16 protein-coding genes and 1 pseudogene are annotated in these 18,004 nt (G+C 70.5%); 2 read left to right on the top strand and 15 right to left on the bottom strand.

The features are described from left to right. Positions 1-49: 49 nt before the first annotated feature. From KILIM_RS09785 to KILIM_RS09725, 13 genes are all read right to left on the bottom strand, one after another. Positions 50-1,441 carry a M1 family metallopeptidase gene (locus tag KILIM_RS09785; protein ID WP_006592506.1) on the bottom strand — a complete coding sequence of 464 codons (1,392 nt, stop codon included), beginning with the start codon at positions 1,439-1,441 and terminating at the stop codon, positions 50-52. Positions 1,442-1,580: 139 nt separating this feature from the next. Beyond that, a complete protein-coding gene (locus tag KILIM_RS09780; protein ID WP_040562881.1) occupies positions 1,581-5,501 on the bottom strand; it encodes a Pls/PosA family non-ribosomal peptide synthetase in 3,921 nt (1,306 codons plus the stop codon). A gap of 299 nt (positions 5,502-5,800) precedes the next feature. Further along, entirely contained in the window at positions 5,801-6,211 is a 411-nt protein-coding gene (locus KILIM_RS09775; RefSeq protein ID WP_040562879.1) for a hypothetical protein, read from the bottom strand. 183 nt (positions 6,212-6,394) lie between these two features. Further along, complete coding sequence (locus KILIM_RS09770) at positions 6,395-6,844, bottom strand: type II toxin-antitoxin system VapC family toxin (protein WP_006592503.1); 450 nt, start codon at positions 6,842-6,844, stop codon at positions 6,395-6,397. After that, positions 6,841-7,098: a hypothetical protein gene (locus KILIM_RS09765; RefSeq protein ID WP_006592502.1), complete on the bottom strand. Its 258-nt coding sequence runs from the start codon at positions 7,096-7,098 to the stop codon at positions 6,841-6,843. Before KILIM_RS09765 ends, KILIM_RS09770 begins: the two co-directional genes overlap by 4 nt. A 71-nt stretch (positions 7,099-7,169) precedes the next feature. Beyond that, positions 7,170-7,793, bottom strand: a complete 624-nt coding sequence (locus KILIM_RS09760; RefSeq protein ID WP_006592501.1) for a response regulator — start codon at positions 7,791-7,793, stop codon at positions 7,170-7,172. Further along, positions 7,790-9,115, bottom strand: a complete 1,326-nt coding sequence (locus KILIM_RS09755) for a sensor histidine kinase (protein ID WP_051988728.1) — start codon at positions 9,113-9,115, stop codon at positions 7,790-7,792. Before KILIM_RS09755 ends, KILIM_RS09760 begins: the two co-directional genes overlap by 4 nt. 15 nt (positions 9,116-9,130) lie before the next feature. Then, positions 9,131-9,967, bottom strand: coding sequence for an ABC transporter permease (locus KILIM_RS09750; RefSeq protein WP_006592499.1), 837 nt, complete (start codon positions 9,965-9,967; stop codon positions 9,131-9,133). Beyond that, positions 9,964-10,863 carry an ABC transporter ATP-binding protein gene (locus KILIM_RS09745; protein ID WP_006592498.1) on the bottom strand — a complete coding sequence of 300 codons (900 nt, stop codon included), beginning with the start codon at positions 10,861-10,863 and terminating at the stop codon, positions 9,964-9,966. Before KILIM_RS09745 ends, KILIM_RS09750 begins: the two co-directional genes overlap by 4 nt. A 170-nt stretch (positions 10,864-11,033) precedes the next feature. Next, a complete protein-coding gene (locus KILIM_RS09740; protein ID WP_006592497.1) occupies positions 11,034-11,336 on the bottom strand; it encodes a type II toxin-antitoxin system PemK/MazF family toxin in 303 nt (100 codons plus the stop codon). A 1-nt stretch (position 11,337) separates the two neighbouring features. Beyond that, complete coding sequence (locus KILIM_RS09735; RefSeq protein WP_006592496.1) at positions 11,338-11,583, bottom strand: YlcI/YnfO family protein; 246 nt, start codon at positions 11,581-11,583, stop codon at positions 11,338-11,340. Between the two features lie 172 nt (positions 11,584-11,755). After that, on the bottom strand, positions 11,756-13,150 hold the full coding sequence (gene lpdA, locus KILIM_RS09730) for a dihydrolipoyl dehydrogenase (protein ID WP_006592495.1): 1,395 nt from the start codon (positions 13,148-13,150) through the stop codon (positions 11,756-11,758). Between the two features lie 44 nt (positions 13,151-13,194). Next, entirely contained in the window at positions 13,195-14,892 is a 1,698-nt protein-coding gene (locus KILIM_RS09725) for a glycerol-3-phosphate dehydrogenase/oxidase (protein ID WP_006592494.1), read from the bottom strand. A gap of 185 nt (positions 14,893-15,077) precedes the next feature. Between KILIM_RS09725 and KILIM_RS09720 the strand changes: the two genes are divergently transcribed. After that, a complete protein-coding gene (locus KILIM_RS09720; protein ID WP_040562876.1) occupies positions 15,078-16,148 on the top strand; it encodes a MaoC family dehydratase in 1,071 nt (356 codons plus the stop codon). Between the two features lie 23 nt (positions 16,149-16,171). Beyond that, positions 16,172-17,023 (top strand): PHP domain-containing protein, encoded by an 852-nt coding sequence (locus KILIM_RS09715; RefSeq protein WP_040562874.1) that lies wholly within the window; start codon positions 16,172-16,174, stop codon positions 17,021-17,023. 290 nt (positions 17,024-17,313) lie between these two features. Here the strand turns inward: KILIM_RS09715 and KILIM_RS09710 are convergent, their stop codons facing one another. Continuing rightward, on the bottom strand, positions 17,314-17,502 hold the full coding sequence (locus KILIM_RS09710; RefSeq protein ID WP_157551624.1) for a hypothetical protein: 189 nt from the start codon (positions 17,500-17,502) through the stop codon (positions 17,314-17,316). A 303-nt stretch (positions 17,503-17,805) separates the two neighbouring features. Continuing rightward, positions 17,806-18,004 (bottom strand): annotated as a pseudogene (locus KILIM_RS24620) (DEAD/DEAH box helicase); the annotation flags it as partial.

Genomic DNA, 18,004 nt, shown 5'->3' with positions numbered 1-18,004 from the left:
ACGTCGGCCGTATGTTAGGCAGACCTAACCTGCGCCCGGCTCGTCGGAATCAAGACCCCCACTCAGGGAGGGTTTTGTGCTGCAGCCACGGGTCGAACCAGTCGGGGGCGATGCCGAGGTCGGCGGCGGCCTCGGCGACGAAGGCGGGCGTGGTGATGGTGCCGTAGCGGTAACGCTCGCACCAGGTGCGCAGGAACGCGAAGAAGGCGCCGTCGCCGACGTGCTCGCGCAGCGCCTGCAGCAGCACGCCGCCTCGCTTGTACACGCGGTCGTCGAACATCAGCTGCGGGGTCGGGTCGACCAAGTAGAGGTCTTGCGGTTTGTCGGCCAGCCCGCGGTAGTGCTCGCGGGCCAGGTCGGCGGCGCGCCGGCCACCGGAGCGCTCGGACCAGAGCCACTCGCTCCAACAGGCGAACCCCTCGTGCAGCCAGATGTCGCGCCACTGCCCCAACGTCAGCGAGTTGCCGAACCACTGGTGCGCCAGCTCGTGCGCGATGAGCCGCTCCTGCTGCCACCCCGGCCGCGCGAAGTTGCTGCCGAAGATCGACAGCGTCTGCGCCTCCAGCGGGATCTCCAAAACGTCGGGGGTGATGACGACGTCGTAGCGGGCGAACGGATACGGCCCGAATGCCTCCGTGAACGTGTTGAGCATCGCCCGGTGGCGCATCATCGGGCCCGCCGCGACCTGCCGCGTTAACGCTGCCGGATAGTGCAGGCGGATCGGCACGAGTCCGTCGGGGCCGGGTCCGGGCTCGAGGTCGAGGGTGTCGTAGCGCCCCACCTGCACGGTCGCCAGGTAGGTGGCCATCGGCTCGGGCTGCTCGTACACCCACGTCGTGCGGCTGCTGCGGCGGCGAGTCTCCACCAGCGAGCCGTTGGCGACCACCCGATATCCGGAGTCGGTGGTGACGGCGATGCGGTACGCGGCCTTGTCGTCGGGCCGGTCGTTGCAGGGGAACCACGACGGCGCCCCGTGCGGTTGGGACGCGACGATGAGCCCGTCGTCGAGCTCCTCCCAGCCGGCCAGCCCGTCGAGCCCGCGCACCTGGCTCGGGTTGCCCGAGTAGTGCACGACGAGCAGGGACTCTTGGCCGCCCTTCAGCGGCTGGCGCGGTGTGACGGTCAGTCGGTCGCCGCGGCGGCTGTGCTTAGCAGGGCGACCGTCGACGGTCACGCTCGTGACCTTCAGCCCGTGCAGGTCGAGCTGCAGGCGCGGCAGGGGGTCGACGAGTGGCTCGATGAGCAGCTCGGCGCGACCCTGTACGTGGTTGCCGGCGAGCTTGAGGGTCAGGTCGAGGTCGTAGGAGCGCACGGCGTAGCTGGGGTCGCCGTGGCCGGGCACGTAGGCCTCGTTGTCGGCCAGCGGGCCCAGGTCGCGGCGCGCCGGGTCCGGCTCGTCCGCCAGCCCGGGCAGGATCCGCCGCAACGCCCTTTTGACCACCGACTCATCCTCCTGTCACCGTCGCGCCGACCGTCCCGGCGTCGTCCCTCAGCCTTGCCCATTCTGCGCCGTCGTGGTGCACCGGGGTGGGCCCGGCGCACCGGCCGAGCCAGACGTCACAGCCAGCTCGTTCGCCGGCTCACTGCCAAGGCCCGATGGGGTTGCCGATCCACCGGGTGCGTTCGGGCACCGACTCGCCGCGCATGACGAGTGAGACCGGCCCCACGGTCGAGTTCCGCCCGATGTCGGCGGCGGGCAGAATGACCGAATTGGGGCCGAGGGTGGCGCCGGCATGCAGCGTCACCGAGTCCATCGAGAGCACGCGGTCGTGAAACAGGTGGGTCTGCACGACGCAGCCACGGCCGACGGTGGCGCCGTCGCCGAGCGCGACCAGGTCGGCCTCCGGCAGCCAGTACGTCTCGCACCAGACTCCAGAGCCGATGCGCGCACCCATCGCGCGGAACCACGCGGTGAGGATCGGGGTGCCGGTCGCCGCGCGCAGCAGCCACGGTGCGGCCAGCTGCTCGACGAACGTGTCGGCGAGCTCGTTGCGCCACACGAAGGAGGTCCACAGCGGGTGGTCGGTGCGCCGGATGCGACCCACGAGCAGCCACTTGACGGCGACGGCCAGCGCCCCGGCGGCCAGGGCGCCGAGGGCGAGCACCGGTCCGGCGAGTAGTGCGGCGGCCGGCCAGACCCACGAGGTTCCGATGAGCACGATGACCCCGGCGGCCGCGGCGAACCACAGGCCTTGAGCCATGAGCGAGGTCAGGCGGCACGTCTCGACGAACGCGCGGGCGACGCGCAACCCCTGGGTGGGCTCGTAGGTGCGCTCGTCCTGGTTCTCGGTGACGGCGCGCCGCACGGGGGCCGGCGGGCTGCCCAGCCACGAGGTGCCGCGCTTGGCCCGGCCCCTTCGCGGCGCCGCGGAGAGCACCGCGACCAGCGCGCCCTTGGGTACCTTGCGTCCCGGAGCGGCCATTCCGGAGTTGCCGATGAACGCCCGCTTGCCGATCTTGACTCGCTCGATGCGCAGCCAGCCGCCGCCCAGCTCGTAGCCGCCGATGAGGGTGTCGTCGGCGAGGAAGGCGGCGTCGCCGATCGTCACCAGGTGGGGGATCATCAGGGCCGTCGAGGACTCCACGTCTTTGCCGACCTTGGCGCCCAGCAGCCGCCACCAGCGGGCCGTCAGCGCCCCGGAGTACAGCGGGAACAGCCAGGTACGGGCCTCGTCGAGCAGCCGGATCGTCATCCACGCCTGCCACGCCAGCCGCCCCTGCACCGGGTAGTGGCCGGGCACTAGACCCACGGCCAACACCCGCACGAGCCCCAGCACGGCACCCGTGAGCAGCGCGAACGCGACGAGCGCGGCCAGCGGCGACCAGGCGAGGGCGGCACCCACAGCCCCGGAGACGGAGCTGGCCGTTGCCGGGGTGGCGACACCGAGGAGCCGCCCGAGGCCCTCGACGATCAGCGCGGCGAGCGTGATGCACAGGGCCGGCAACAGGGCCAGCAGCTGCCCGCCGGCGGTGTAGGCCAGCAGCCAGACGGGCTTGTTGACGGGTTTGGCGTCGGCCCACGGGCCGCGCGCCGGGCCGAAGCGGGTGGCCGGGGCACCCGACCAGTACTCGCCTTCAGGAACAGGGCCGAAGACCGCGGCGCCGGGGGCGATCTCGGCGTCGGTGCCGATGTCCGCGCCGGGTAGCAGGGTGCTGCGCATCCCGACGCGGGCGCGGCGCCCCACGGCGACCCGCCCGAGCACGAACTCGTCGCCGTCGAGCCAGTGACCGGCCAGGTCGACCTCGGTCTCGACGGACGCGCCGTTGCCCAGGGTGAGGAAGCCGGTGACCGGCGGCACCGAATGGAGGTCGACGTGCCGGCCGACCGTGGCGCCGAGCATTCGGGCGTACCAGCGGTTGAGGGCGGCGCCGCCGAGGCCGGTGGGGCCGATCTCGTCGGTGATGCGCTCGGCGAACCAGACGCGCAGATGCACGGACCCGCCGCGCGGGTACGTTCCGGGGGTTACGCCCAGGAGGATGAGGCGTGCCAGAGCCGCCGCGACCAGCATCCGACCTGGCGGGGTCAACAGCAGCGCCCAGCCGAGCGCGACCGGGGCCCAGAACCGCGGGTCGCTCCAGGCGGGCAGCCCGAGGGCGGCGGCCGCGCCGAGACCGAGCGTCGCGTCGGCGAGCCAGAGCCCGAGCATGATCCAGGTGAGCCAGCGCAGTCCGGTCAGGGCGCGGGCCAGCAGCAGTCCGGCGCACTGCCACGCGCCGGCGCGGCGGCGCACGGGGTCGATCTCCCGGTCGTCGTCGGTGGTCGCGGGGGCCTCCTGGCCGTCGAGTTCGGCGGCCAGGGCGCGCAGCGAGGGGTTGTCGTAGATGTGCGCGACGCGCACGCCGGGAAAGCGAGCGCGCAACGCGGAGACGAGGTGGGCGGCGGACAGGCTGGAGCCGCCGAGGTCGAAGAAGTCGTCGTCGGCACTGCGCACGCTCGCGCCGAGCACATCGCGCCAGGCGCCGGCGAGCCAGGCCTGGGTGTCGGTGAGGTCGGACAGGTCGACGTCGGCGTCGTCGTCAGAGGTCTGCGCGAGCGGCCACGGCAGGGCGTCGCGGTCGATCTTGCCGGAGGTGCGGGTCGGCAGGTCGTCGACGACGGCGAGGCGGGGGACCAGGGCGGCGGGGAGGTCGGCGCGAAGCCGCTCGAGCGCGCCGTCCTGGTCGTAGCTGTCGTCGACCTTGAGGTAGCCGACGAGGATCTTGGTGCCGGAGGCGGTCTGGCGGACGGCGGCGGCACCGCCCAGCACACCGGGCAGGTCGAGGAGGCGGGCGTCGAGTTCGCCGAGCTCGATGCGCCGGCCACCGACCTTGACCTGGTCGTCGGCGCGGCCGTGGAACACCAGCCCTTCACCGTCGAACACGACGAGGTCGCCGCTGCGGTAGGCGCGCTCCCAGCCCAGGCTCGGCATCGGCGCGTACTTCTCGGCGTCCTTGGCGGGGTCGAGGTAGCGGGCGAGTCCGACTCCGCCGATGACGAGTTCGCCTTCTTGGCCGTCGGGCACCGGCTGACCCTGATCGTCGACGACGGCCAGGTCCCAGCCGTCCAGCGGCAGGCCGATGCGCACGGGCAGCGACCCGTCGACCTGGGCGCCGCAGGCGACGACGGTGGCCTCGGTGGGGCCGTAGGTGTTCCACACCTCGCGCTCTGGCGTGGCGTAGCGGGCGCCGAGTTCGGGTGGGCAGGCCTCGCCGCCGACGATGAGCAGCCGCACGTCGGCCAGAGCGTCGTCGGGCCACATGGCGACAAGGGTCGGCACGGTGGAGACGATCGTGACGCGGTTGGCCACCAGCCAGGGCCCCAGGTCCATGCCGGAGCGCACGAGCGAGCGCGGCGCGGGCACGAGGGCGGCCCCGTGTGCCCAGGCGAGCCACATCTCCTCGCAGGAGGCGTCGAACCCGACGGACAGGCCCGCCATGACGCGGTCCTGCGGGCCGATGGGTTTGCGCTGCAGGAACATCCGCGATTCGGCGTCGACGAAGGCGGCTGCATTGCGGTGGGTGACCGCGACGCCCTTGGGCGTGCCGGTGGAGCCGGAGGTGAAGATGATCCAGGCGTCGTCCTCGGGCTCGACGGGGCGCAGGGCCTCGGCCGGGTCGGTGGCCGTGGCGGGTGTGGCGCCGGGGCCGGCCTCGATGGTCAGGTCGCTGCCGACGATCGCGGCTACGCCGGCCTCGCCGAACACGAGTCGGGCGCGCTCCTTCGGGTCGTCGCGGTCGACGGGCACGTAGGCGGCGCCGGCCAGCAGGATGCCCATGATCGCCACGTACAGATCGGTGGTGCCGGAGGCGATACGCACCCCGACCCGCGCACCCGGCCCGACCCCGGCCGCGGCGAGCCGATCGCCCAGTTCGGCTGCCGCTTCACGAAACTCGCTGTAGGAGAGCTGCTCGGCGCCGTTGTCCAGCGCCACGGAATCTGGATATTCGGTGCAAATCTCCTCGAAGATGTCGACGAGGGTGCGTGGTGGAGCAGCAGCTCCGGACCGAAGCAGAGGCGACACGGAAGTCCTTTGTCCCGGGGTCGAATGGCGCGCAGTATCGCAGGCCTAGGTGAACGGCGCCCTTCCGCGGCCCACCCTGCCCCACGGTCCGGGCGGTCTCATCGCAGACGTAGCGGATTCTCGACGTACTGCGGCGCCCCCACGTCGGGAGGCCGCGAGCAACTGTGCAGGTCAGCGGCCTGACCCTGCGGCGCCCGGTTTCGCGAGTACGTCAAGAATCCGCTACGTCCCACCAGAGTCGGGCCGGGACGCCGACGCAGAAGCTGCGGTGACCCTGCGGGTCGGTGCCGGATAGGTCACTAGGCGGTAAGCCAGGCTCGCAGTTCGTCGTCGGTCGCGGCGGCGATGAACTGCACCAGCATGTCGTTCTGTTCGTGATTGGGGGCCAGTCGCAGGCGCTCGGTCCAGGCGTGGGCGTAGTCGCGCAGCGCCAGCACTGTGTCGTCGAGGGCTTCCTGCAGTGAGTCGCCGTCGCCGTGGATGGGTAGCCCGGGAAGGATGATCGAGTAGCCGCCATCCTCCGGCGCGATCTCGGCCCGCGCTGGGCAGGTCGCTCCGTAGAAGCGCACCAAACGTTTGCCGTCGATGATTGCCACGAGGTGGTCGGCTCCCCGCTGCACCGACGCCGGCCGCCCCTCCGTCGCCGCGCGCAAGAGGTCGGCGAGCCCATCGCGCGCCGCGCGCATGGCCTCGAAGTGAACAAATGACATGGCACCTCCCAGTTCGTGTACCCGGTGCACGCGCTGTCTGAACAGCCGCTTCACCGTCTCACGCGACGGCTCCGGGGTCAGGCACGTGCTGAGGCTTGGACGTAGGTTGGACGGCGTGCCGAACGATACGGCGGCTGCTTCGCGGCTCACGCGGGCCTTTCCCGGAGACCCGGCGGTCCACGACTATGCCGGGTCGTTCTCCAGGAGGTCACTGGGGCGATGCCAGCGCAGTTCGGGGAACCGCCCGAAGTTGGCGTCATACGACACGACATCGGCGCGATGCTCTATGGCTACTGCGGCCAGGTGCGCGTCACTGACCAGGTTGCCGCCCGTGCCGACCTGCCGCAGGAGGCGCTCCAAGACGGCCACATGTTGCCCGGTGGGCTCAACGACCGCCGCGCCCGGCGCGTCGAGCCAACCACGGACCTGGTCCATCGCCTCAGCGGCAGTCAAGGGAGCCGGAAAGAGGCCGACCTTGGTCGATATGCGGACGAAGGCCGTGAGGGCGAGCCAGGTGAAGCCGACGGTGTCGGCGCCGCGCAGGGAGCGATCCAGCCAGCGCCGGGAGTCGACATGGTGAGCGCTATCGGCGTTGATCGCATACAGCAGCACGTTGGCGTCGACAACCTTCACTGCCCTGTCCGCATCCGCCGGATGATCTCCTCGTCTTCGAGATCCCCGGCCAGCTGCAGAGCCTTTTCGAGAGCGACGGTCGGAACGCCCATGTGACGCACCTGCGTGCGAAACGGCGCCGGGGAGCTGCCGGAGCTGCCGACGCCCGAGCGAATGAGGTCGTTGAGCGCCTGCTTGAACGACAGTCCCCGACGCTCCATGAGGCGTCGGATGGCCGACTCATTCTCAGGGTCCAAGGTCACCGTGGTCCGCATCGTGACAGCATAGCATCACCTCTCATGATGCGTGCGCATCTATGGGGGCGGTGGGGTCGGCTCAGGCGACCTCACAACAGCCCTTGGTCGTAGGCGGCGCGCACGGCGGCGGCGCGGTCGGTGACGCCGAGCTTGTCGAAGACGCGGGACAGGTGGGTCTTGAAAGTGGCCTCGCTGATGAACAGGCGGCCCGCGGCGTCGCGGTTGGTGCCGCCGGCGGCGACCTCGCGCAGCACGTCGCGCTCGCGCGCAGTGAGGGCCGGCGAGTCCGGCCGCGTGGGTGCTGGGGCGGTCATGACGCGCAGCACCTCCGGGGTGAGCACGGGGTGGCCGGCCGCGAGCTGGTGGACGGCGGCGAGGAGTTCGGGGCGTGGGGTGTCCTTGAGCAGGTAGCCGTCGGCACCGGCGGCCAGGGCTCGGCGGATGTCGTCGTCAGTGTCGTAAGTCGTCAGCACAAGGATGCGCGGGGTCTCGCGCGAGGTCGCTCGCAACGCGGCGATCGCCTCGACTCCGTCGCCTGCGGGCATGCGCAGGTCCATGAGGACGACGTCCGGGCGTAACCGTTGGGCCAGTGTGATCGCCTCCCGGCCGCCGCTCGCCTCGCCGACCACCTCGACGTCGGGGTCGGAGGCGAGCAGGGCGATCAGACCGTCGCGAACGATCGGGTGATCGTCGGCGATGAGGATGCGGATCATCGTCGGCTCCCGTGTTGCCGCGTGGTCCCTGTTGGGCACTCAGGCCTTGGCAGGCGCGCCGAGACGTGAGTGCCCTGACCGGGAATGGACACGAGGCGCAGCGCGCCGCCGGCCTGCTCGACGCGCTGGCGCATCCCCGGGAGGCCGTGACCGGTGGCCGTGGCAGCCAGATCGAATCCGGCTCCAGTATCGGCGATCTCGACCTCAAGGGCGTCGGTCTCGTACGTGAGGATGACGTCGACCGCGCGAGCGCCCGCATGGCGCGCGGCATTGGCCAGCGCCTCCTGGATGACGCGCAACGCGACCCCGTCCGGCTCGACGGGGACGGCGGGGCCACGGACCGCGAGGCGCGCGGTCGCACCGGTGGTCTGCGCCCAGGCGTCGAGCAGTCGCTGCACCGCTGCAGGCAGGTCGTCGCTGTCCAGCCGCGGAGAGGACAGCGCGCGCACCGAGCGCCGCGCCTCGGCCAGGGCTTCCCGAGCGGTCCGCTCGGCCAGGTCCAGGCGCCGGGCAAGCTCGTCGTCGATACCCGCGAGAGGTTGTCCCGACGACTCAGCAGCCGGTTGTCCGTTCGGTCGTGCGTGCGCCGCCTGGGATGCCGCCGACAGCTGAGCAATGATCGCCACCAGGTCTTGTGCGATGGTGTCGTGGATCTCGCGGGCCAGGCGAGCGCGCTCCTGAGTCACTCCGGCGTCTCGAGCCTGCTCCAAGAGCTGCTCCTGCAGCGCCTCATTGCGCGACTGCTCGGCGCGCAGCCGGGCGTTGGCCTGCGTCAACTCGTCGCTGACGCGTTGTCGTTGCCGGTCGAACAGCGCCATCGATCCGGCCACCACGAGGTTGACCAGCAGGAATAGCCCCACGAACAGGGGCGTGAAGATCGGCGAGTTGGGGCCGCCGGTCTGGGCCAGCGAGCACACCACCGCGACCGCCCCGAGGCCGAGGCGGGCTTGCACGCCGTGCAGCAGCCGCGTGCCGTCCGGGTAGAAGATGAACGCATACAGCCCGAATGCCGGGTTCAACAGCACGAGCGCCAGCGTGACGCCCAGCCCGAGCCAGAACGCCAGCCGCGCCCGCGCGGGGCCAGCGGGCGCCGCACCCCACGCCCGGACAGCGGCGGCCAGCACGGCCAGCGCCACGAACCACGGCATGGTCCACGCGGGAAACATCGCCGGTAGGGCGTTGACGAGCCCGAACGCTGCGGCCAGCGCGACCGCGAGGAGCGCATAGGGCGCCACTTGCACGTGCGGGTCGCGAGCCCGCCCGGCCTCCGGCGCGCCGGCGTGGCCCCCGGTGCGGCCGGTTGCGCCCGATCTGGCAGCCATGCCTGCCATCGTCGCTCACTCCCACCGGAACGTGCGCACCGCCACCGTGGCGCCCACTGCGCACCACACCACACAGACGCCGACGGCCAACCACGACATGGCGGCACCGACCATCGCATCGGTCATCAGCCGAACCGCCGCTCCACCCGGGGTCGCATCGGCGATGCCGGCGAGCCACGCCGGAAACTGCGCCCGCGGAAACCACAGGCCGGCGCAGAACCACATGAGTGCCGCCACGACATTCCCGACGCCCGTCGCCACCCGCGGATTCGGGATCACTGCACACAAGAGCGTGCCGACAGCCAAGAAGGCTGCAACGCACAGCAGCACCCCGACGGCAAAGGTGACCGGCCGCATCGGCGCCGGCACCCCGAACAGCAGCGGCACCCCGGCGATGACGAGCGCGGTCATCAGGCTCACCACGGTCATGAAGACGAGGAACGCGGCGAGCAGCATCGCCGGAGAGACGGGCGTGGTCCGCAGTCGGCGCAAAAACCCCAGCTCGCGATAGCCGCCCAGGATCGAGGGCAGCACGACGAGCGTCGCCATGCTCACCGCGAAGATGATCAGCGTCGGCGTGTAGGCCTGCGCGACGCTCAAGCCCCCGAACGGCTCGGCCGGGCGTCGCGCCGCCGGGACCGCCGCGATGACGGCGGTCGCCACGATCGGCATGAGCACCGGCAGGACGACGGCCGCCGGGGTTCGAGCAAACAACCGGACCTCGTTGCCCAGCAAGGCCCTCGTGGCCCGCCACCCGGCGCGCAGGCCGTGGCCGGTCTGGTGGTGGCCGGTCTGGTCGTGGCCGGTGTGGTTGTGGCCGCTCGGGTCGGAGAGGGTGTCGGCCGTCGTCATGATGCCTCCGTCAGCCGTAGGTAGGCGTCGTCGAGGGTGGGCGCGGCGACGCGCAGCCGCGCCGGGCGGACACCGCCCTCGATGAGGGCCGTCAGTACCGTTTGGGGGCTGTCGTCATCCCCGTCGATGACGATCCGAGCGCCGTCGCGCCGCACCGCCCGCACACCTGGCAGCTCAGCGAGGCGGGCGAGCATCGCCTCCGGCAGGTCGGCTTCGAAGGAGGTCTGCTGCGCCTGCGCCGCGGTGGTCAGGTCGGCGGGGGAGCCGTGGGCTACGACCCGGCCACCGTCGATGATCGCCACCCGATCACACAGGTGCGCGGCCTCCTCCATCGAGTGCGTGACGAGCAGCATCGTGACCCCCTGGGCCCGCAGGTCGCTCAGGTAGCCCCAGATCTCTCGTCGCGCCGCGGGGTCCAGCTCGGTCGTCAGTTCGTCGAGGATCGCGATGCGGGGGCGCCCGACGAGCGCCAACGCCACCGACAGCCGTTGCTGCTGCCCGCCGGAGAGCCGCTCGAATCGAGCCCCGGCCTGGGCCGCCAGGCCGAACCGCCCTAGGAGGTCAGTCGCCGGCAGGGGGTCGGGATAGAAGGAGGCGAACAGCTCCAGGGCCTCGAGCGGCGTGATCCGGGCCGGCAGTCGACATTCCTGTAGCTGCATGCCGAGCAGCTGGCGCAAGGCCGCCGCCTCACTCTGGGGATCGAGTCCCGCGACCGCGATCGTGCCGGCGTCGGGCGTCCGTAGGCCGCCGATGCACTCGACGGCCGTCGTCTTGCCGGCGCCATTGGGTCCGAGTATCCCGACGATCTGCCCTGCCTCGACCTGCAGGTCGACACCGCGCAGCACCCGCTTCTCGCCGTAGCTCTTGCGCAGTCCGCGCACCTCGATCAGGGCCATGCCCCCAGCCTCGCCCCACGACCCGGATCGCCGGATCGACCGATCGGCTCGACAGACCTCCTCCGATCGGATGACCCGGCCTCGTTGCGGTGAGGCGCCCGGGCAGCTCAACGTGCTGCGCCTCGCGTGCCTCCGCGAGCGTCCTGGGGAGGGGTCAAACCCGTCTCTGCTCAGTCGTCGAGGTCGAATGCGTGATGAAAGGCCCGCGTCAGGGCAGCCTCCTGATCCTGCAGAAGCGCACCTACGGGTCGAATCAAGTCGGCGCGGGGGATGGTCGTGATCGAATCGAGCAACGCCACGCATTCGTGGTCGAGGCCGTTCCGGGAGCCGATGGCTACCTCGCTGGACAGCCCTCGGACCGTAGTCGTGATGGGCGCCACCGTGACCAGGCGCCGCACTGCCCGCACCTCTTCTCGGGTGAGAATCAGAACGGGCCGGGTCTTGTCGAGGTGCGCCAGCCAGATGGGGTGCATGTCAGTCGAGGTCTCGCCCGACGATGTCGGCGTTGGCCCGTGTCCAGGCTTCGTAGGCGTCCGACTCGAGGTCGGGGTCTGCGTTCTCGGCGTAGATCGCAGCGTCGGCGATAGCGAGGCGGCGGCGCATCTCACGCTGCAGGGCTCGGTTGATCACGTCAGCTCGACTGCCCTCGCCCGCTTTGCTTGCGCGGTCCACGAACGCGGCGGCTTCATCGTCGACCCGGATCGTCATCTGCTGCGCCATACCGTCAGCATACCGCCGTGGTATGACACCGGGCAGGCGTCACGGGTGTCGCTGAGCAGGGTGACCCCCTGTTCGCGCGCAGTTGCACCGGATCATCGCGGGCGGTGGCGGCGGGCAGCACAAGGCCCGCGTCCCCAGGTGGAAACGCGGGCCTTGTGTCAAGCAGGTGCTACTAGAAGTTGATCATGTGCCCGGAGATGCCGTGCACGGCCTCCTTGACGGCCTCGCCGAGGGTCGGGTGGGCGAAGACGTTGCGGGAGACCTCGTCGGCGGTCAGGTCCCACTGCTTGGCCAGGTTCATCACCGGCAGCAGCTCGGTGACGTCGGGGCCGATCATGTGACAGCCGAGGATCTCGTTGTACTTGGCGTCTGCAACAACCTTGACGAAGCCGACGGCATCACCGAGACCCTGGGCCTTGCCGTTGGCCGTGAACGGGAAGGTCGCCGTCTTGACGTCGTAGCCCTTCTCCTTGGCCTGAGCCTCGCTGTAGCCCATCGAGCCGATCTGCGGCTGGCAGTAGGTGGCTCGCGGGATGAAGTCGTAGTCGATCGGCATCGTCTCGGCGCCGGCGATGGTCTCGGCGGCGACGATGCCCTGGGCCTCGGCCACGTGCGCCAGCATCAGCTTGGCGGTGACGTCACCGATGGCGTAGACGTGCTCGACGTTCGTGCGGCCGAACTCGTCGATCTTGATCGCGCCGCGCTCGGTGAGCTCGACGCCGAGCTTGTCGAGCCCGTAGCCCTCGACGCGGGGGGCGAAGCCGATGGCCGAGAGCAGCTTGTCGGCCTTGAGCGTCTCCTCCTTGCCGTTCTTGGAGACGGTGACCTCGACGCCCGAGCCGGTGTCCTTGACCTTCTCGACCTTCGTGCCGAGCAGCACGTTCACGCCGAGCTTCTTGTAGTGCTTGGCCAGCTCCTTGGAGACGTCGGCGTCCTCGGTCGGCACCATCCGGTCGAGGAACTCCACGATCGTCACGTCGACGCCGAAGTTCTTCATGACGTAGGCGAACTCGACCCCGATCGCGCCGGACCCGGCGATGATGATGGAGTCCGGCAGGTTCTCGTCGAGAATCTGCTCCTCGTAGGTCACGACGTTCTCCGAGACCTGCACGCCCGGGATCATTCGCGTCACCGAGCCGGTGGCGATGATGAGGTCGTCGTAGGTGAGCTCGCGGGTTTCGCCCTTGTCGGTCTCGACGGAGAGCTTGCCCTTGTCGCCGAGGGTGCCCCAGCCGTCGATCTCGGTGATCTTGTTCTTCTTCATGAGGAAGTGGACGCCCTTGACGATGCCGGCGCTGACCTGCCGGCTGCGCTTGTGCGTCGGGCCGAACGACATCGTGGCGTCACCCTCGATGCCGAACTTCTTCTTCTCGTGCGTCAGGATGTGCGCGAGCTCGGCGTTCTTCAGGAGCGCCTTGCTGGGGATGCAGCCGACGTTGAGGCAGACCCCGCCCCAATACTTCTTCTCCACGACCGCGACGGACTTGCCGAGTTGAGCGGCGCGAATGGCCGCGACGTACCCGCCGGGGCCGGCACCGAGGACGACGACGTCAAAGTGATCTGCCATGGCGACACCTTATGACGTTCGCGACCCCCGCCGCCCCGGGAGCCTCAGCTGGCGTCGCGAGCGGCACGGCGAGCTGCGTCGGCGGACTCGTCGTCCGGCAGGGTCTGCGACGCCCGCTCCGCGGCCACCCGCTCGCGGTACAACTCGACCTCCCGCTGTTGTTGCGGCTCGCCCCACGCCAGGATCGGCGCCATGACCTGCGCGGCAGCGGGAGCGGCGCCCACCCCGCGATCCCACACCTCGATGGAGATACGGGTGCGACGCGCGAGCACATCCTCCAGATGCCGAGCCCCCTCGTGGCTGACCGCATAGGCGACCTCGACCCGCAGGTAGTCCTCGGCGCCCGGCAACGGCTGGGCCAGCGTCGGGTCGGCGTCGATGAGGTCCAACACTTCACGAATCTGCGAGCCGTAGCGGCCCAACAAGTGCTCGATCCGCGCCGGATGCAGTCCGCTGCGGGCCGCCAACTGGTCGCGCTGGTTGTGGATCGCCCGGTACCCCTGCGCCCCCAGGAGAGGGAGTTGATGGGTGGTCGACGGCGGCACCTTGCGCGCCAACCCGTTGACGACCTCGTCGACGGCGTCCTTGGCCATGACCCGATACGTCGTGTACTTGCCGCCCGCCACGACGACGAGCCCGGGCGCGGTATGCGCCACGATGTGCTCGCGCGAGAGCTGGCTCGTGCTGTCCGACTCCCCGGAGAGCAGCGGCCGCAGACCCGCGTACACGCCTTCGACATCCGCGGGAGTCAGCGGCACCGACAGCACGGCGTTGACGTGGTCGAGCAGGTATTCGATGTCGACCGACGTCGCCGCCGGGTGCGCCTTGTCCAGCTCCCAGTCGGTGTCGGTCGTGCCGATGATCCAGTGCCGGCCCCACGGGATGACGAAGAGCACCGACTTCTCGGTGCGCAGGATGAGGCCGGACTTGGCGTGGATGCGGTCCTTGGGCACGACGATGTGCACGCCCTTGGACGCCCGCACCTTGAACGTGCCGCGCTCGTTGAGCATCCGCTGGGTGTCGTCGGTCCACACCCCGGTCGCGTTGATGACCTGCTTGGCCTTGATCTCGATCGTTCGCCCGCTCGCCTTGTCGGCCGCCACCACTCCGGTGACCCGCTCGCCCTGGCGCAGGAAGCCGGTGATCTCGACACGATTGGCCACGAGCGCGCCGAACGAGGCTGCGGTGCGGACCAGTTCGACCACGAAGCGGGCGTCGTCGACCTGCGCGTCGTAGTACTGCAGCGCGCCGGTCAGCGCGTGCGGCTTGAGGCCCGGAAAGACCTTCAACGCCTGACGCCGCGTCAGTTGGCGCTGCAGCGGCAGACCCGCCGCCGTGCCGCCCAGGCGGGCCATCGCGTCGTACATCGCCACCCCCGAGCCGATGTAGGCGCGCTCCCAGCTGCGGGTGAACGGAAAGAGAAAGGGAACCGGGCGCACGAGGTGCGGGGCGATATCGGTGAGCAGCCGACCGCGCTCGGTCAGCGCCTCGGCGACCAGCCGGAAGTCGAGCATCTCCAGGTAGCGCAGCCCGCCGTGGATCAACTTCGAACTGCGACTGGAGGTGCCCGATGAGTAGTCGCGCGCCTCCAGCAGCCCCGTGGTCAGGCCGCGGGTCACGGCATCCAGGGCCGCTCCGGCTCCGGTGACCCCGCCACCCACGACGAGCACATCGACTTCGGCGCCGCCCGCGAGGGTCTCGATCGCGGCGGCGCGCTGCTGCGGCGACAGAGCCGAGGACATCACCCACCCCCTCCTCCCGGTGGCGCTCGAGCCCCGGGCTCTCGTCAGCTGATCGCCCCCCGCGGCTGCGAGCAGGCCCCTGTCAGCGAAGGTACCCGTTTACCCGCGGATCGGCAGGCGTGAGCGCCCGCGACTGGCAGGATCGGGAGGGGATCAGAGCGCACGGCATTCGCGAGAGGACGGTCATGGCCGGAAAGACCTACAGCGGCAACTACTTCGAGGACTTCACGATCGGTCGGCAGATCGTGCACGCGACGCCGCGCACGGTGACGCAGGGGGATATCGCCCTCTACCTCGCGCTGTACGGCTCCCGGTTCGCGGCCACGAGCGCCTCGACGTTCGCCCGCGACCTCGGCTATCCGCAGCTGCCGATCGACTCGCTGCTCGCGTTCCACCTGGTGTTCGGCAAGACGGTGCCCGACATCTCGCTCAACGCGGTGGCCAACCTCGGTTACGCGGGCGGCCGCTTCGGGGTGCCGGTCTATCCCGGCGACACGCTGACCACGACCTCGACGGTCATCGGGCTGAAACCGAACTCCTCGGGCCGCAACGGCAACGTCTACGTGCGCTCGGTGGGCGTGAATCAGGACGGGCAGATGGTGCTCGACTACGTGCGGTGGGTCATGGTGAACCGCCGCGAGGCTGTCTCGGAGGTGGGCGAGAGCGTCATCCCGCCCTTGCCCGGAGCCGTCGCCGTCGAGGACCTCGTCGTGCCCTATGAGCCCGGCGCCCCCTACGACGAGCGGATGCAGGCCCTCGCGGGCAGCACCCACCTGTGGGACGACTACGAGGTGGGGGAGCGGATCGACCACGTCGACGGCATGACGATCGAGGAGTCCGATCACATGCTCGCGACGCGGCTCTACCAGAACACCGCCAAGGTGCACTTCAACCAGTTCGCGCAGAACGACACGAAGATCGGGCGGCGGCTCATCTACGGCGGCCACATCATCAGCCTCGCGCGAGCGCTCTCGTTCAACGGACTGGCCAACGCGCAGGCGGTCGCGGCGATCAACGCCGGCTCACATGCCAATCCGACATTCGCCGGCGACACCATCTACGCCTGGAGCGAAGTGCTCGACCGGATGGAGGTGCCGGGCCGGGCCGATGTCGGCGCCCTGCGGTTGCGCACGGTCGCGACGAAGGATTTGCCCTGCGCCGGCTTCCCCTACCGGGACGAGGCCGGCAAGTACCTGCCCGGGGTCGTGCTCGACCTCGACTACACCGTGCTCATGCCGCGTCGAGCTGGAGCTTGACGAGCCCGCCTAAACTGCCGGTCGTGCGCATCGACCTCCACACCCACAGTGACGCCTCCGACGGAACGGGCTCGCCGGGCCAGGTCGTCGCCGAAGCCGCGGCCGCCGGATTGGATGTCGTGGCGCTCACCGATCACGACTCGACCCGCGGTTGGGATGAGGCGAGCCGGGCGGCCCGCGAGCACGGCATCGACCTGCTGCCCGGCATGGAGATTTCGTGCACGTACTACGGCACGAGCATCCACCTGCTCTCCTACCTGCACGACCCGCAGTTCGAACCGCTGCTCGCACAGCTGGAGCACGCGCGCGCCAGCCGGGACACGCGAGCGCAGCGGATCGTCGATCGGCTTGCCACGGTCGTTCCGTTGACTTGGGACCAGGTGCGCGCGCAGGTCAGCGACGGCGCCACGGTCGGCCGCCCACACATCGCCGACGCGCTCGTCGCGAGCGGAGCCGTCGCGGACCGGACCGAGGCGTTCGACCGCTACCTGTACAACGGCTCGCCGTACTACGCCTCCCACTACGCCATCGACGTGTTGGAGGCGATCGAGCTCGTGCGGGCCGCCGGGGGAGTGCCGGTCTTCGCGCACCCTTTCGCGCAGAAGCGGGGGCGAATCGTCGACGAGTCGGTCATCGCGCAGATGAGGGATGCGGGGCTGGTCGGAATCGAGGTCAACCATCCCGATCACGATCCAGCGCAGACGCGCCGGGCCCTTGAGGCGGCGCGCACCTTCGGGTTGCTCGTCACCGGCTCCAGCGACTACCACGGCGACGGCAAGCCGAACCGGCTCGGCGAACAACTGACCTCCCCGCAGGTGTTGGCGCAGATTCTCGCGCGAGCATCCGGTAGCGAGCCGGTGTTGGCCCGGGGATGACATTCTTCTCCCGCCCAACAGCGTTCGCGCCCTAGCTGATTCATCCCGGACGCGCCGCGGCGCCCCGCACCCGGGAGGAGTATGGGTGCGGGGCGCCGTGCGTTCGACGCCCGGAGGGAGGTTGGGCGTCGGGCCGTCCGTCCGCCTCACAGAGGGGAGGAGGCGGGACGGCGGCCGACCGGTCGGAGGGGACCAGGCCGGGCCGGACGCAGAACGACGGACTCAGCAGACCATCAGCCAGGTGAGTGATCCGCCGGCCGATCGCTCGAGCCGATCGGTGTGCCTTGTGATCAGTACAGGTCGGTGCGGCGCTGAGTGCGACCGGCACGGGCCGCGAGGGCCGACACGCCGACGGCCACGCCACCGGCGACCGCGATCACGACGGTCGGCACGCTGACGGCCTGCAGCAGCCCCGGCATCGCCAGCACGAGAAGAAGCGCCCCCACCAGGGCGAAGATCGCGTGACGGACAGCGCGCACAGGCGCCTGCGTCGCAACGTCGGTAAGCATATGAATCCCCCAATTCAGTAATCCCCAGATCGCACGATTCCCCGTCGTGCGGTGCGGCCCCCCAGCCGCTCTCTGGCGTCTTGGACGATCGTATGGCATCTACTGAACGCGCGTCCAGTAGGCCTCCGGATCTGAGATACAAGGGCTCGGGGCTGCTCTGAACCGCCCTCGAAAGACGTTGGGCCCGAGCATCGCTCGGGCCCAACGTCTCGATTATTGCCAGCGCTGCGGCGGGCTGCTCAGGCGCCCTGGCGCGCCTGGCGTGGGTGTGGGTCAGCTCTCCTGGTCGGAGCGCGCGGCGGGACGGCCGCCGCGGGTGCGTCGGCGGTTGCGGCGCCGTGCGGTGCCGGACTCCTCGCCGCCACCTGAACCGCTGCCTCCTGACCCCGTGGCGCCCGAGCCGGCGGCGCGTGCCCCGCTCTGCCCGGAGCCCGAAGCCGACTCGCCGCGGGGGCCGCTGCGGCGTCGGGAC

Source organism: Kineosphaera limosa NBRC 100340, assembly GCF_000298215.1.
Taxonomy (GTDB): Bacteria; Actinomycetota; Actinomycetes; order Actinomycetales; family Dermatophilaceae; genus Kineosphaera; species Kineosphaera limosa.
The sequence above is the reverse complement of the archived record's forward strand: the minus strand, read 5'-3'. Positions and strand labels throughout refer to the sequence as shown.

Excerpts from the sequence above, each read along its gene's own strand:
- KILIM_RS09775 (WP_040562879.1), bottom strand. The coding sequence starts at position 6,211 with ATGTCATTTGTTCACTTCGAGGCCATGCGCGCGGCGCGCGATGGGCTC.
- KILIM_RS09765 (WP_006592502.1), bottom strand. The coding sequence starts at position 7,098 with ATGCGGACCACGGTGACCTTGGACCCTGAGAATGAGTCGGCCATCCGA.
- KILIM_RS09760 (WP_006592501.1), bottom strand. The coding sequence starts at position 7,793 with ATGATCCGCATCCTCATCGCCGACGATCACCCGATCGTTCGCGACGGT.
- KILIM_RS09755 (WP_051988728.1), bottom strand. The coding sequence starts at position 9,115 with ATGGCTGCCAGATCGGGCGCAACCGGCCGCACCGGGGGCCACGCCGGC.
- KILIM_RS09750 (WP_006592499.1), bottom strand. The coding sequence starts at position 9,967 with ATGACGACGGCCGACACCCTCTCCGACCCGAGCGGCCACAACCACACC.
- KILIM_RS09745 (WP_006592498.1), bottom strand. The coding sequence starts at position 10,863 with ATGGCCCTGATCGAGGTGCGCGGACTGCGCAAGAGCTACGGCGAGAAG.
- KILIM_RS09740 (WP_006592497.1), bottom strand. The coding sequence starts at position 11,336 with ATGCACCCCATCTGGCTGGCGCACCTCGACAAGACCCGGCCCGTTCTG.
- KILIM_RS09735 (WP_006592496.1), bottom strand. The coding sequence starts at position 11,583 with ATGGCGCAGCAGATGACGATCCGGGTCGACGATGAAGCCGCCGCGTTC.
- lpdA (WP_006592495.1), bottom strand. The coding sequence starts at position 13,150 with ATGGCAGATCACTTTGACGTCGTCGTCCTCGGTGCCGGCCCCGGCGGG.
- KILIM_RS09725 (WP_006592494.1), bottom strand. The coding sequence starts at position 14,892 with ATGTCCTCGGCTCTGTCGCCGCAGCAGCGCGCCGCCGCGATCGAGACC.
- KILIM_RS09720 (WP_040562876.1), top strand. The coding sequence starts at position 15,078 with ATGGCCGGAAAGACCTACAGCGGCAACTACTTCGAGGACTTCACGATC.